The sequence below is a fragment of the Paenarthrobacter sp. CC6 genome (genome assembly GCF_040560085.1).
Taxonomy (GTDB): Bacteria; Actinomycetota; Actinomycetes; order Actinomycetales; family Micrococcaceae; genus Arthrobacter; species Arthrobacter nicotinovorans.
Map to the genome: position 1 here is coordinate 247,710 of NZ_JARDAN010000008.1, position 14,156 is coordinate 261,865.

A 14,156-nucleotide genomic window follows, 5' to 3' on the forward strand; every position below is an offset into this window, starting at 1 on the left:
CGATACCACGCCAGAGCTAAATCCTTGTGATTGACCCACCGTCGGCTTCCAATCCTTCGGCTCCTTCGGCCAGCGTCGCCAGGTTCCGTCGGTGCGAAGGGGCAGCGACGCCGTCGTCCTCGTAGATGGTGGCGTCAGCGAGATCGCGCCCTGCGATGTACCCGAAAGTCAGGGCCGGTCCGAGATTAATGCCTCCTGCGGGGTAATGGCCGCCCATGACTGAGGCCTGGTCATTACCCGCGACATAAAGGCCGCCGATGGGTTGGCCATGGGTGTCAAGGACGCGTGCCCGGGAATCTGCTGCGAGGCCGGCAAAGGTACCGAACGAACCGGGGACAATCCGGACAGCATAGAACGGACCCTTCTCCAAAGCACGCAGCGAAGGATTGGGCTTGTTTCCGGGATCGCCGCCATAGCGGTTGAATTCACTGCTGCCACGTTGGAAATCGGGATCAATGCCCTTGCGGGCGTTGTCATTGAATGCCGCGACGGTCTCTGCCAGTCCTTGCGGATCGATGCCGCATGCCGCAGCCAGCTCCTCGAGTGTGTTGCCTTTCTTCAGGTAACCGGAGCGCAGGTAGGGAAAGAGCGGCACGGGAAGGGGCTTGGCCATCCCCAACGGGAACCTTCGCACGAACGCTGCATCAGCGATCTGCCACGCTTCGACCGGTTCACCTTCAGGAGTGGCGTTGAACATGCCCTGGACGTAGTCGTAGTAGCCCTGGGCCTCGTTGACGAATCGTTTGCCGTCCCGTCGGACGCCGATGCTGCCCGGTTTTGTCCGGTCCATGATGTGCGGGAACGTTCCGGTGCGTCCATTAATGTATGGGACCAGGGAGACAGGACACCAGGCGGCCGGCGACTCAACGTCGGTCTCAAACCGGGCACCCACTGCCTGTGCCATGGAAATGCCGTCGCCGGTGGTTTCTTTCGGCGCCAGTGTCCAGTGCTCCCGGCCCGTGGGCGTCTTCGGGAACAATGTCTTGCGGCGGGCGACGTCATTGGGGAAGCCTCCGGCCGCCAGGACGACGCCACGGGAGGCGTTGATCTGCAGTTCCCCTTGGGGAGAATCGACGACGGCGCCCGCCACCTTTCCCGAGGCATCCGTCACCAGCCGTTTGGCCGGCGTGGAGACGCGGATCTCCACACCAAGGTCATCAGCGGACTTCAGCAGCCTGCCTGTGAGCGCGGTTCCGTTGACCAACTGCATGTTCCGCCGGTGTGTAACGAGATCGAGCAGATGGAAGGCAACCCGCCAGCCGGCGTGGAAGATGCCTTTGACATTGCCTCGGGAGGCGGAGAGGAATTTGCGCAGATCCGGACCCGCCATGATGCCCATTCCAAGAAATGAGGTTTCGTAGAGCTGGTGGCGCATCATCGCGCGGAGCCCGGGCCTGATGTTGCGTGCGTTGAACGGCTTGGGCCCGACGGAACGGTGCCCGGTGCCCGCTCCTGGTGTGTCGCCGTAGATGTCTTTGATCTCGGTACCGGGTACGAACTGCAGGCTTGTCTTGTCCTGGAAGAATCCCACCATGTGGGGCACGGCTTCCAGGAAAGCCTCCACCCTGTCCTCTTGGTAGTGGTTTCCGAGCCGGTGGCGCAGGTAGGTGCGGAACTGCTCGCGGTCCTCCACCACGCCATCTGATTTTGCCAAGGGATTGCCGGGGGTCCAGGCCCAACCGCCGGACCAGGAGGTAGCGCCGCCACAGACGTCGGCCTTTTCAACAACCACCACCTTCAGCCCGTGATAGGCGGCGGTCACAGCTGCGGACAGGCCGCCCGCGCCGGAGCCTATGACCAGGACGTCGCAGTCCACGGCGGGCAGGGCAGAGGAAGAATCCAGGGGTGTATTCATGTTCAGTGCTTTCTCAGTGGAAGTAGGTGTCAGAGTCCAGGCGGGGCGCCGCGCCGGTTTCGAGTGCGTCGATCGCAGCCATGTGCTGCTGGTTCAGGCGGAAATTGAAGACATCCAGGTTTTGCTGTTGGCGTTGGCTGTCTGCCGATTTGGGTACCGCTACCCGGCCGTGCTGGACGTGCCAGCGCAGCACGATCTGGGCTGGAGTCTTGCCCAGTTCCTTAGCGGGACCGTCGACTGCCGGGTGGCTAAGGAATCCGCCGCTTCGTCCCAGCGGACTGTAGGCCGCAGTGACTATCCCGTGTCCGCGGTGGTAGGCCAGCTGATCGGGTTGGCCGTGCTCGGGGTCGACTTGCACTTGGTTCAACGGAACTGCCAGGCCTGCCCCTTGGACAGCCTTCAGGTGCGACGGTTTGAAGTTGGAAACACCCCAGGCCCTGATGGAACCGTCGTCGACGAGGTTTTGCAGTTCTTCGCAGGCGTCGACGTATCGACCTTGGGCCGGGTTGGGCCAGTGAACCAGGAACAGGTCCAGGTAGTCGGTCCCGAGCTGCTGCACCGAATTGCCGAACGCCTCCCGCACCCCGCTCCGGCTATGCCACCGGGTGTTGAACTTGGTGGTGAGGAACAGCTCCGACCGGGCGATGCCGCTGCGACGGATGCCCTCCCCTACAGCCGACTCGTTGGCGTAGTTTTCTGCTGTGTCGATGTGCCGGTAGCCGTTGCTGATGGCCTGGGACACTGCCGCGGCGGCGTCCTCGCCCCTGAGTGGCCAGGTTCCCAGGCCGATCAGGGGTACGCGGACGCCATTGGCGAGTTCCGTCGTCGTGGTCTCTGTGCCCTTGCAGGTCATTTTGCACCTGCCGTATCGGGAGAGCCGCTTGGCTGAAGGCTGCAGCCCCGGGTCAGCACGGCGTCAACCCCTCCCCTCAGCAGGCGTGCCCAGCCGGCATCGCCGAGTTCGGCGACCCGCCGTTCCGAAGGTACCTCCACACTGACCGGAAGAATCGCCGGTAATACTGCAACCGCGGCCGCGAGGTCGAACTCGCCCTCGCCGGGTATGCCCCTCTCCGAGCGGGATTCGGTGACCAGTCCATCCCGGGTCCCGGGTCGGGCAAGCGGCCCATCGCACATCTGCAGGAGCGGCACGAGGTCGGCGTTGGCGCGCAACGCGTCCCACTGCCTGGCTGCGCCCGGACCGTTGTATCGGTTGAAGTGCAGGGTGTCCACCACGATCCGGCAACCAGCCTGCCGTGCGATGTCTGCGGCCTGGGCGATCGAGGCCACGGGCTGGTAGGAGATCGCCTCCAGCGTGGGGGCGATCCCGAATCCGCGGCCGTCCTCTGTCATCCGGGCAAGTGTTCCGACCAGTCGGGCGGTGTCCGGATCGGCACCGGCAACGGTGATGGAGCTCGCCTCCAGGGCCTGTCCCGCTTCCATCATGCGCAGCCACGTGTCACGTTGGTCGGTGCCGTCGAGCAGAAGGAATTCGATGTCCCGCACGGTCACGCCCGTGTCTTTCATCCGTGACAACGTTTCGCGCAACATCCGCGACCCCGGCTGAAGGTCGTAGGGGCTTTCAGTCGGTGTCACGGGGCGGACCCGGAGTCCAACGAAATCGAAACCCGCCACGGCGGCAACGTCCACCAAGGCAGGAGGCGGGGTGTGAAGCAGGGACAACTGGGCCAGGCCGATCGGCCTGTGCACGTTTCGGGTCATCGCTTTGTTCCGTTCAGTGTCAGTTCGTTGGTGGCGGCTGCGTCTGCAGCGAGCAGGAAGGCGATCCGCTGGGCCGCGTCGTAGCCGCTCTTGACGGCGTTGGAGGCAATGGCCGGCGTCTGGTCCACGACGGTTCCGGCCAATGTCACAGGCACTCCGGCGACGCGGCTCAACTCTGCGTCCCGGATGTTTCGGGGAATAGTGCTGTCCAAGGGAGCGACGGACCGTGACACCAGGAGCGGTCCGGGCGCGTCGAGCCATTCGCCTCCGGCAGGGAGGTCCGGTCCGCTGATCCGGACACGGCCCCCGTCGAACTCCTCGATGACGACGCCGAGGCGGATCCGCACCCGGGGGTTGGCTTCAAGCCGGGGCACTGCCAGGATTTTGGCGCGGCGCCCCGACTCGGGGGCGATGGCCTGCTGCGGGCCGATCAACAGGACGGCAGCCCCCCGGTCTGCCAGTGTGTCCGCCACACTCATGGCCACCGAGTCGGCACCCCAGATCGTCAGGGCTTCGGGTACGTCGCTTACGTCCTCGGTGCCGCCCTCGAACACTTCCAGGTGGGCGGCGAGCCAGTCGCGCACGTCAAGGACGTTGGACATGTCTCCGCCATTGAAGCCCGCCTCGGGTCGGAGCCCGCCGGTGGCCAGTACGACGGCGTCTGCCGCGGTGTCGCGGACCACTCCGCCAAGGTGCGCAGTGTCCACGCGCGAACGCAGGCGGACCTCGATGCCGAGCCGGGCGTTCTCCTCCGCTGACCATTCAGCGAAACGGTGGAAGTCCGGGGTGGATTTCATCCTTTCCGCGAGGGCAAACCGGCCACCCGGGCGGACGCCGTCGTCGAACAAGGTCACCGTCGCTCCTGCTTCGGCGAGTTCGCGCGCGGCAGTGAGACCTGCGGGTCCGGCGCCCACAACCACCACGCGGGACCCCTCGCGGACAGAGGGCGTCGGTACGGGAACACGGGAGCGACCCACCGCCGGGTTGACTGTGCAGGTCACCTGGCCGAGGCCCAGGTTGTCGATGCACACGTTGCAGGCGATGCAGGGCCGGTAACGCTCATCGCGCAGGACGCCGCCTACGAACCCCGGGTCGGCATGGATCGCCCGGGCAAGGCTGACGAAGTCGCAGCTGCCGTCCCGGAGTACCTCTTCGATAATGGCCGGCGAGTTCAAGCGGCCGGCCATGCCCAAAGGAAGACCAAACTGCCGGTACGCCTTGGCATAGCCTGCCAGGATTCCCGGCTTCCACTCCCCGGACTGCACGATCCATTCACCGGCCTCATAGCTCCCGGCGGAGATGTCCAGAAAGTCCAGATGCTCCAAGTGGGCCTTGGCGAGGATGGCCACCTGCTGTTCGGCGGTGATGCCGTCTGCAGGTCCCTCCACGACGGAGACGCGCATGCCCACCACAGTGTCCGGGACGGCTTCCCGCACGGCGTCGATGACGAGGTTCATGAACCGCTCCGGAGCCGCGAACTCGTCCGTGCGGTGGTTGGACAGAGGGGACATGAACTGGTGGATCAGGTAGCCGTGGGCGCCGTGGATGTTGATCACGTCGAAGCCTGCGGCCACCGCCCGGCGTGCGGCCTGCGCGTAGGCTTCCACCAGCTCATGGCAGTCCTCGACAGTGAGTTCACGGGGAACCTCGCCACCTGCAACTTCGCACGCTACCGGTGAAGGGGCAAGGTTCTTATGCCCCGAGACCGCAGCCTGCGCGGTTCGCCCACCGTGGTTGAGTTCGACGGCGGCGAGCGCACCTTCGGCGTGCAATGCGTCAGTGAGCCTCCGCAGGTCCGGGATCATGGCGTCGCTGTGCAGTCCGAGCTGGTGGGTTCGGCCCTTTCCGTCCGCGCGAACGTAAGTCGCTTCGGTAGTCACCATGCCGAGTCCGGCCCTTGCCCGGGTCACGAGGTAATCGATGTACTGATCGGTGATCCGCCCGTCAGGGGTGCCGTAGTTGCGTTCCATGGGAGCGGAGGCCAGGCGGTTCCGGAGGGTTTTCGGGGTGCGGCCGTTGCGGCCAAGTGCCAGGGGGCGGGCTGAATAGCGTGTTGTTTGTTCCATGGGTGTTCCTTAGCCTGCAAGTTCTGCGGGTGCTCGTGTGCCTGCAGGCGCGTGGTCGAAGCGGACGGGGACACCCGTGCGCGATGATTCGTAGACTGCCAGCAGTATCCTCAGTGCTTTCGTCGCATCCCGGCCGGTGATCGCCGGGTCGTCGCCGTTCCGGAGTGCCCGGACAAAGTCGCGGACCTGGGTGGTGTGGTGTGGGATCAGCTGGCCGTTGATCGTAGCCAGGCTGACGTTCGGGTCAACCCCGCTCGGGAAGACGGGTTCGGAGGAGATCGTCCCGGCCGCGGCCCACAGGTCCACCCGTCCGTCGCTGCCTTCCGGGAATTCAGTCAGGGAAGCCGATGCTCCGGTTTCTCCTGTGATCCGGATCTGGACGCCCAGGCTCGGGGACACCGCCGTCGAAGCTTCCAGGGTGGCGATGGCCCCGGAAGCGAACGTGATGACCGCAGTCGCGGAATCTTCCACTTCGATGTGGCCGCTGTGTTTGAAGGTGTTGATCTTGCCGTAGACCTCGGCCACTTCTCCCATGAACCACTGCATGAGGTCGATGTAGTGGATGGCCTGGGTCATCAGCACCCCGCCACCGTCGCTGGCCCAGGTCCCGCGCCAGGCGTCCCGGGAGTAGTACTCAGGCTCACGGTGAAGCATCACAGAACAACGGCCCATGATGGGTCGGCCAAGGGTGCCGTCGTCGATCGCTGCGCGGATGCGTTGCGCGGCCGGCCAGAAGCGTCGTTGGAAGAGGACTCCGAGCTTGACGCCGGCGTCGTCGCAGGCTTTGACCATGCGTTCCGCTGAGGCCAGGTCCGTGGATATGGGCTTCTCGCAGAGCACGTGGACTCCTGCGGCAGCGGCCTGGAGCACCACTTCCTCGTGGGTGGGGTGCGGCGTGCACACCGAGATAACGTCCACCCCGAGACCGAGGAGCTCCGGAACACTGTGCACTGCGGCTGGGATTCCCCAAGCTTCGGCAGTGTCCCGGGCGCGCTGGAGGTCCACGTCGCAGACGCCGACTATGACGGCGTCTGCAAGGGCGTTGAAGGCTTCCAAGTGGTTGCGTGAGATTGCGCCGCATCCTGCGATTCCGATGCGCAGGGGTTCGGCGGTAAGAGGTGATGGTGTGGTCATCAGCGGGGCTAACTTTCTGGTACTGGCCGGAGTTCGTGGTGCGCTCCAGCCGGAGGCGTGCGACGGGGTCAGTAAGGCCGGGTCAGTAGGGCTGGGTCAGTAGCTTGCCCGGCCGCCGGACAGATCGAAGACGAAGCCGGTGGTGTAGGACGCCGCGGGCGACACGGCGAATTCGATGAGGGCAGCCGCTTCGGCAGGAGTTCCGAACCTGCCCATGGGGATCTTGGCAGCCTGCGCCGCCTGCTGTTCTGCCGGCACTTCGGCGAACAGCGGGGTCACCACATTGCCCGGAGCGAGCGCATTGACGGTGATGCCGGACAGGGCAAACTCCTTGGACAGTGACTTAACCAGGCCCAGGATCCCCGCCTTGCTGGCGGAGTACGCCGGCATGTTGACAACGCCTTCCTTGCCCGCCGTCGAGGAGATATGGAGCAACCGGCCGTATCCTGCCTTGGCCATACCGGGCAACACGGCCTTGGAGACAATGAAAGCGCCCGTCAGGTTGATCCGCATGATGCGTTCGAAGTCCTCGACAGATGTTGCGGCTGCCGGGGCAACGGGGCCGAGGATCCCGGCGCAGTTGACCACGGCATCGAGGCCTCCCATGCCCAGCACCGCCGCGGAGACCGCGGCCGCAACCGATGCCGGGTCTGTGACGTCCACGGCGACATCCCCTGCAGGTGACAAGGTGCTTGCAGGTGACAAGGTGCTTGCAGGTGACGAGGTGCTTGCCCGGGGAGGCCAGGTGGGCGATGGCAGGTCCGCACCCATGACTGTGGCGCCGGAAGACCTGAGGCGTTCAGCCGTCGCCAGCCCGATTCCGCTGGCGGCCCCGATGACCAGGCAGCGGGACTCGGCGATAGTGGTTGGCGCACGGTAACCCATGACTAACTGACCTCCCGTCGAAACGTGGCCAGCATGCTCTCGGCGTCGGCGGGAATGCCGGTGAAGAGCTCGAAGGCTGCGGCAGCCTGGCCCACCACCATGCGGCCGCCGTCCAGGACTTTGCAGCCCTTGGCACGGGCTGCCTTGATCAGTTCGGTTTCGAGCGGCCTGTAGATTACGTCGGCTACCCACAGCCGGGAGTGGATCACATCGGGGTCGATGGGCAGTCCAGGGTGGCCCGTCATGCCGATCGGCGTTGAGTTCACCAAACCGGTGGCTGTCCTGATGCTTCCGGCGACGGCATCCGTTCCGTCCACCGATAGCCGGCTGTCCGGAAAGTGCGGGGACAACCGAAGGGCAAGGGCTTCGGCCCTGCCCGGCTCAATGTCCGCGATCACCAAGTGCCTGGTTCCGTTGCGGAGCAGACCGAAGGCCACCGCTGCCCCGGCTCCCCCAGCCCCGAGAAGCACTACGGAATCGGTGGCAGCCGATGGGAGGCCGGCGTGGAGACCCGCGATGAAACCGGTGTGATCTGTGTTGTGCCCAACGGCCTTGCCTTGGTGAAAGGTGATGGTGTTGACGGCCCCGAGGATCCGGGCTTCCGCGGAGAGTTCGTCCAGGCCGTCCTGCACCAGCTGTTTGCTCGGATGGGTGACATTCAGGCCGTCGAATCCCAGATCGGCTGCCTGCCTGACGAGCGCTGCAGAGTTTTCCGCGGCTTGTCCTATGACGTCCAGATCGATGACGCGGTAGGTGTAGTTAAGTCCCAACCGGTCGGCTTCCGTCTCGTGCAGGCCCGGAGTGAGGGACCCGGCAATCCCTGAGCCAAGCAAACCCACCAGGAACCGATGGTTGCCATCGCCGTCGTGCCGGAATCCCCGGGGGTCCGCCAGTGTTCGCTGGTTCATGCCCGTGACTTATCGGCAATTGCGGCAGGGGTTGTCCTCTTCAGTCCCAGCATGGCCGTGGGCGTCTTGAACGTCTCCGGTGCCAGCAGCGCGGCGACGGCCGAAATGGCGCAGGCCACGGCGGCGAATGTTGCGACGGGAACCCAGTTGGCTTTGTCGCCACCGATCAGCAATTCGGAGATGACGGGTGCGAATCCTGCCAGGAGCAGTCCGAACATCAGGCTGATGGCCATGCCGGAGTAGCGGACCTTGACCGGGAACTGCTCCGGGAAGTATGCGGGGTAGATGGAGTTGGACCAGGTGTACGCAACGCCGATCAGGAGGATCCCCGTGACGAAGATCAGCGGAAGGTTTGCTGCGGACAATGCCATGAAGAACAGGAAGATCATGCCGATCTGCAGCACCAGGCCGGAGACGAAAACGGGTTTGCGGCCGATCCGGTCCGAGAGGATGCCGGCCAATGGGCCCATGGCCACAGCGGCAAGGTTGGCGACGGCAATGACTGTCAGCATCAGGCCCTTGTCAACGCCGACGACGGAGGTGGCGTAGGACAAGGCAAAGACGTTGATGATGGTGTTGATGATGGTGAACAACGACATCGCGGTGACGCGGGTGACCGTGATCCAGTGGTGCCGGAACAGCGTGACGAGCGGAACCTTGACGACTTCGTCCTGGGCTTTGGCTTCCTCGAAAACGGGAGGCTCTTCCAGCAGCCGCCTGAGTACGAAGGCAATGACCGTAACGACAGCGCTGGCGAGGAACGGGACGCGCCAGCCCCACGCAAGCAACTGGTCTTCCGGCATCGACGCGACGGGGATGAACACCAGGGTGGAGAGGACGATGCCGAACATGATTCCGCTCATGGTCCAGCTGGTGTAGAAAGCCCGCTTGTTTTCGGGTGCGTGCTCAAGGGTGAGGGAGCTTGAGCCCGGTGATTCACCGCCGGCGGACAGGCCCTGGATGAGACGGAGGGCCACAACCAGGATCGGCGCAGCCATTCCAATGTCGTTGTACGTGGGCAGGCAGCCGATGAGGAACGTTGAAGCGCCCATGAGCAGGAGCGTGAGCAGCAGGATCCTTTTGCGGCCGAATTTGTCACCCAAGTGGCCGCAGATCACCGCACCCAGCGGGCGGGCGATGTAGGCAACCCCAACGGTGGCGAAAGACAGCAGCATCGCCGAGGGGCCGGGTGCGAAGAACAGCTTGCCGAAGATCAGGGCTGCCGCAGAGCCGAAAATGAAGAAATCGTAGTACTCAAGTGCGCTGCCAACGAACCCTGAAACTGCTGCGATTTTCGCGTTGTTCTTGGTTTGTGCTGGCGCCGATGTCGACACTGACATGGTGTTCCCTTCTGGTAACGGGACCGTTGGCAGCGTCGGGCGGGCCGGCTGCGGAACGGTTTGCCGCGCTTGGTGCGGCTTCTCCATCCAGTGTGGGGGCGATCACTTAGTGTGTCCACGACTAAATTGATCTATAACTATGCTGAAAATCGACTAAATGATGTGCGGTGGCCTTGGGATCTCCGGGAATATCTCTTCGATGATTGCGAGCACGGCCGCAAGCACGGAGGAATCGTTTTCCTCCGACCAAGCGATGGAGTGATTCATGAAGTGCCGTGGAGGGTCCAAGGCAATGTAGGTGGCGCCGGAGGGGATGATCCCGGATATCCCGTTGCTCATGAGTGTCACGCCCACTCCTGCGGCCACGAACGTCAGCACCATGTAGGGGTCCGAGAGCTCCTGGACGATACGCGGGCGGAAGCCGGCCGCCATGCAGGATGCGAGCATCACTTCGGTCATGGAGGACGAACCATCCAGTGGCGGAGAGATGAAGTCATCGGACGCCAGTGCCTGCAAAGGGATGGATTGTTCCTGCGCCAGCGGATGATCCAATGGCACTACCGCGCCGACTTCCTCGCTTGCAACCAGCCGCGTCACCACCCCGGGGACGGGAGCGTCAGGAAGGCCGACAAAGGCGAGGTCCAACGTGCCGTTTGCCACGCTGGCCAATCCGTCCGTGGTGCGGACACTGCTGGTGAGGTCCATCGTGATGTCCGGATGGCGCCTCCTCACGGCACGGGTCAGTGGCGGGAGGGTCAGATGGTTGACCGCTCCGGAGAATCCGATCCTGATGTTGCCCCTGACGCCTTCAATTTCGGCCTGCGCCGCTTCCCGGGCCAGACGCATTTCCTGAAGTACCCGGTATGCGCGCGGCAGGAGGGCATACCCGGCAGATGTCAAGGCAACGCTGCGGGTGTTGCGTTCAAAAAGGCGGGACCCCAGGTCCGCCTCGAGCTTCCGGATCGTCTGGCTCAGCGGTGACTGTGAAGTATGCAGGCGCTGCGCGGCACGGCCGAAATGGAGTTCTTCGGCGACGGCGACAAACGCTTCCAACCAGCGGATCTCTGTCATGACTTCAGAATGTACCCTCTGCACGGTCCAACAGGGTGCAGGCTTCGAGCACATACAAGCCGGCTCGCCAACGACCCGGACATTCCCCTCGACGAATTCCTGCCTGGATGGACCGACGGTAGTGGCGGCTTAGGCCACACCCCGCCGGGCGACAGTCGCCGCTGTCTGGATGGAGGACTCATGACCTGCCATCCCTGCTTGCCGCGCCCTGGAGCAAGCTTCCGGAAGTGCTTTCAGAAGGGCTTCAACATCAGCTTCAGTGGACGTGTGTCCAAGCGTGAAGCGCTGGGCACCACGGGCGGTGTCCTCGTCCAGTCCCATCGCGAGCAGGACGTGCGAGGGCCGCGGCACTCCGGCCGTGCACGCCGAACCCGTTGAGGACTCAACGCCTGCCAGGTCAAGCAGGAACAGCAGTGAATCGCCTTCGCAGCCAGGGAAGGTGAAGTGGGCGTTGCCGGGAAGCCGACGCTCACCCGTGGCGCCACGGAGCACGGCGTCTGGAACAGCTTCAAGGACTCCCCGGATGAGATGGTCACGCAACGCCGCCAGTCGTTCCCGCTCCTCCGGCAGCTTTGCGGTGACGGCTTCTGCTGCAGCGGCGAAAGCGGCGACCGCGGGTGTGTCCAAAGTGCCGGAGCGTACGTCCCGCTCCTGCCCTCCCCCGTGCTGGACAGGAGTCAACTTCACAGCCCTGCCAAGGAACAGTGCACCAACACCGACGGGACCGCCCAGCTTGTGTCCCGAGACGGACATGGCAGACAGTCCCGAGGCCCGGAAATCGACGGGAACCGATCCGAAAGCCTGCACCGCATCCGAGTGGACCGGAATGCCGTGCGGCTTGGCAAGCTCCACGATGTCGGCGACCGGCTGGATGGTGCCAACCTCATTGTTGGCCCACATGACCGTTACCAGGGCAACCGATTCGGGATCCCGGCTGATCTCCTTTTGGACGACGTCAAGCCGGACCGCGCCTTCGCTGTCCACAGGAAGCCACGTAACGTCCGCCCCTTCGTGGCGCTCAAGCCATTCGACGGTGTCCATGACCGCATGATGCTCGACGGCGGAACAGAGTATCCGGGTCCGGCGGTGGTTTTCGTCACGGCGGGCCCAGTAAAGTCCCTTGACGGCCAGGTTGTCGGCTTCTGTCCCACCCGAAGTGAAGATGACTTCCGAAGGATGGGCCCCCGCCGCGGCGGCGAGCGTTTCGCGGGCGTCCTCAACGGCGCGCCGCGCCCTGCGGCCGGCGCCGTGGAGGGAGGACGGGTTTCCCGTCTTCGCCAACTCGCGTGTCATGACGGCGAGCGCTTCCGCCGAAAGCGGCGTGGTGGCGGCATGGTCAAGGTATACAGGCACCTTGCCATTCTACCGATGCCGCGCCCTGGCGCTCAGTGTCGTCCCACTACGACGGCGGAACCACCGCCAGCTTCGTCTCGACCTCTGCCCGGGCCTTGGCCAGGGAAGCGTCATCCGGACAGGCCAGCGAGATATACACCGAAGATGCGGGAGCGCTGAAAAGCCTGGCCAGCACCACCACTGGACTGCCGCCTGAGGCTGCGGAGGACTCCAACGCCAGGAACTCCACGCTGCGAACCGGTTTATCGGAGTCCTGACCCCACCGCAATGTGGCAGGCTTCAGTTTCTCCACGTCAATTCCCGCATCAAGGTAATGAAAGAGTCCCTTGGTGGAGGCAACATCGTCACCTGCCACAACCAAGGGGCCCTGGTTGACGCTGACACGTGCTGCGAGCGTGCACCCGTCTGTTTTCTTGAACCGGGCCTCGCCCTGGAGGCCTGAGTGCACCACGGACCAGCCCGGCACCTCCTCCAGCTTGCTCGACACCGTCACAGGATCACCGGGAGCCAAAGTGCCCCCCGCCGCCAACGGCAAGTCCTTCGCGGCCACGGCCTCTGCATCATGCCCTGGCGTGATGGTTGGAGTGGCGAGAGTGGATTGCGACGGCGCCGGTTTCGGCGCTGAAGGGTCGGGGACGTTCACGCTGCAGGAAGCGAGCAAGACGCCCACGGTTCCCAGGGCAACTGACCCCGCCAGCCGCCGTCGAACGCTAAACGCCACCTGATGCTCCCGCCTCTATGCCCTGCCGCCTGACTGCGCCCTGCCGCGTCCGAGTCTAGCCGCCCGCATGGAATCCTCCGCCTGGGCAAGGCAATCTAGGCAAGGACGTGCAGCGCAAGCGGAAGGACATCGATGTCCACCGGCAACGCCGCGAGCCGTTCACCGTCCGCGTAGGCCACCACGCCCTCTGCCTCCAACCGGACCTTACGGACGCGGCGGATCATCACCTCGCGCCTGCCCGTGTGCCTGCCCGCAAAGACCTTCGGAAAAATGGAAAGGAATTTCAGCCGCGACAACGGCTCCACCACAAAGAGATCAAGCCAGCCATCATCCGGCAAGGCATCCGGGGTGATGCGCATGCCACCGCCGATGGATTGCCCGTTTGCCACGGAAATAAGCAACGCCCGCTGGTTCCAACTCACACCGTCAGCACAGACCCTGTATTCAATCCGGCGAAAAGACCCAAGCTCCCTCAGCATGGCCAGGTTGTAACGGCTCTTCCCCCGCGGCCAGCGCCAGGAGTTGGCGCGCTCGTTCACTGCGGCATCGAACCCGGCCGACAGCACCCCCGCGAAATAGGTGGTCTTCCCTCCTGCCCTGACCTTGCCGACGTCGACCTTCCGTCCGCCCGCCGCCAAGGCGTCCAGGACCCGCCGGCACGCACCAGCGGGACTGTTCAACGGCAAAGCCAAAAGCCTGGCCACGTCATTGCCCGTTCCACTGGGAATGATCCCGAGCGGCACCTCCAGGCCTGCCAGCGCGTTGACGCCCAAGTGGATCATTCCGTCACCACCTACCACTACCAGCGCCGCCACCTCCTCATCAGAGGACAGCGCCTGTCGCACCAGCGCATCCAAGGGCTCATAGCCGCCGGCCTGAAGAACGACGACGGCCCAACCGGCGGCGCGAAAGTACTCTGCGGCCTCGTCCCCCGCCCCGCGGGACCTGCCAAAAGAAGCCGCCGGGTTTACGGCCAGCACAATCTTTCCCTGCGCCACGGAGGGCCGGGAACGTTCCGGAGGAGTCACAGCCCGAATTATGCCAGCCGGGGAACCACGCGCCCCCGTACCGACGTTCACATAGTGGCTGGATAAACTTGCCAAT

Annotated in this window: 12 protein-coding genes; all 12 read right to left on the minus strand. The window is 64.4% G+C overall.

Going from position 1 to position 14,156, the window contains the following annotated elements; genetic code table 11:
- Nucleotides 1-16: 16 nt before the first annotated feature.
- On the minus strand, nt 17-1,855 hold the full coding sequence (locus tag PV760_RS09830; RefSeq protein ID WP_354627640.1) for an FAD-dependent oxidoreductase: 1,839 nt from the start codon (nt 1,853-1,855) through the stop codon (nt 17-19).
- Nucleotides 1,856-1,868: 13 nt separating this feature from the next.
- The gene (locus tag PV760_RS09835) at nt 1,869-2,708 is read right to left on the minus strand and encodes an aldo/keto reductase (RefSeq protein ID WP_210077063.1); all 840 of its coding nucleotides are present in this window, start codon (nt 2,706-2,708) and stop codon (nt 1,869-1,871) included.
- Nucleotides 2,705-3,574, minus strand: a complete 870-nt coding sequence (locus PV760_RS09840) for a sugar phosphate isomerase/epimerase family protein (RefSeq protein ID WP_354627641.1) — start codon at nt 3,572-3,574, stop codon at nt 2,705-2,707. The genes PV760_RS09835 and PV760_RS09840 overlap by 4 nt, the downstream gene beginning before the upstream one ends.
- Nucleotides 3,571-5,640 carry an FAD-dependent oxidoreductase gene (locus tag PV760_RS09845; RefSeq protein ID WP_354627642.1) on the minus strand — a complete coding sequence of 690 codons (2,070 nt, stop codon included), beginning with the start codon at nt 5,638-5,640 and terminating at the stop codon, nt 3,571-3,573. Before PV760_RS09845 ends, PV760_RS09840 begins: the two co-directional genes overlap by 4 nt.
- A 9-nt stretch (nt 5,641-5,649) precedes the next feature.
- Nucleotides 5,650-6,774, minus strand: a complete 1,125-nt coding sequence (locus PV760_RS09850; RefSeq protein ID WP_354627643.1) for a Gfo/Idh/MocA family protein — start codon at nt 6,772-6,774, stop codon at nt 5,650-5,652.
- Between the two features lie 96 nt (nt 6,775-6,870).
- The gene (locus tag PV760_RS09855; RefSeq protein ID WP_354627644.1) at nt 6,871-7,659 is read right to left on the minus strand and encodes an SDR family NAD(P)-dependent oxidoreductase; all 789 of its coding nucleotides are present in this window, start codon (nt 7,657-7,659) and stop codon (nt 6,871-6,873) included.
- Nucleotides 7,660-7,661: 2 nt separating this feature from the next.
- Complete coding sequence (locus tag PV760_RS09860; RefSeq protein WP_354627645.1) at nt 7,662-8,567, minus strand: shikimate dehydrogenase; 906 nt, start codon at nt 8,565-8,567, stop codon at nt 7,662-7,664.
- The gene (locus PV760_RS09865) at nt 8,564-9,907 is read right to left on the minus strand and encodes an MFS transporter (protein WP_354627646.1); all 1,344 of its coding nucleotides are present in this window, start codon (nt 9,905-9,907) and stop codon (nt 8,564-8,566) included. Before PV760_RS09865 ends, PV760_RS09860 begins: the two co-directional genes overlap by 4 nt.
- A 153-nt stretch (nt 9,908-10,060) precedes the next feature.
- Complete coding sequence (locus PV760_RS09870; RefSeq protein ID WP_281445145.1) at nt 10,061-10,978, minus strand: LysR family transcriptional regulator; 918 nt, start codon at nt 10,976-10,978, stop codon at nt 10,061-10,063.
- 129 nt (nt 10,979-11,107) lie between these two features.
- Nucleotides 11,108-12,331: a cysteine desulfurase family protein gene (locus PV760_RS09875; protein ID WP_354627647.1), complete on the minus strand. Its 1,224-nt coding sequence runs from the start codon at nt 12,329-12,331 to the stop codon at nt 11,108-11,110.
- A 46-nt stretch (nt 12,332-12,377) separates the two neighbouring features.
- On the minus strand, nt 12,378-13,052 hold the full coding sequence (locus PV760_RS09880; protein WP_055971925.1) for a hypothetical protein: 675 nt from the start codon (nt 13,050-13,052) through the stop codon (nt 12,378-12,380).
- Between the two features lie 95 nt (nt 13,053-13,147).
- A complete protein-coding gene (locus tag PV760_RS09885; protein ID WP_354627648.1) occupies nt 13,148-14,080 on the minus strand; it encodes a diacylglycerol/lipid kinase family protein in 933 nt (310 codons plus the stop codon).
- Nucleotides 14,081-14,156 lie beyond the last annotated feature (76 nt).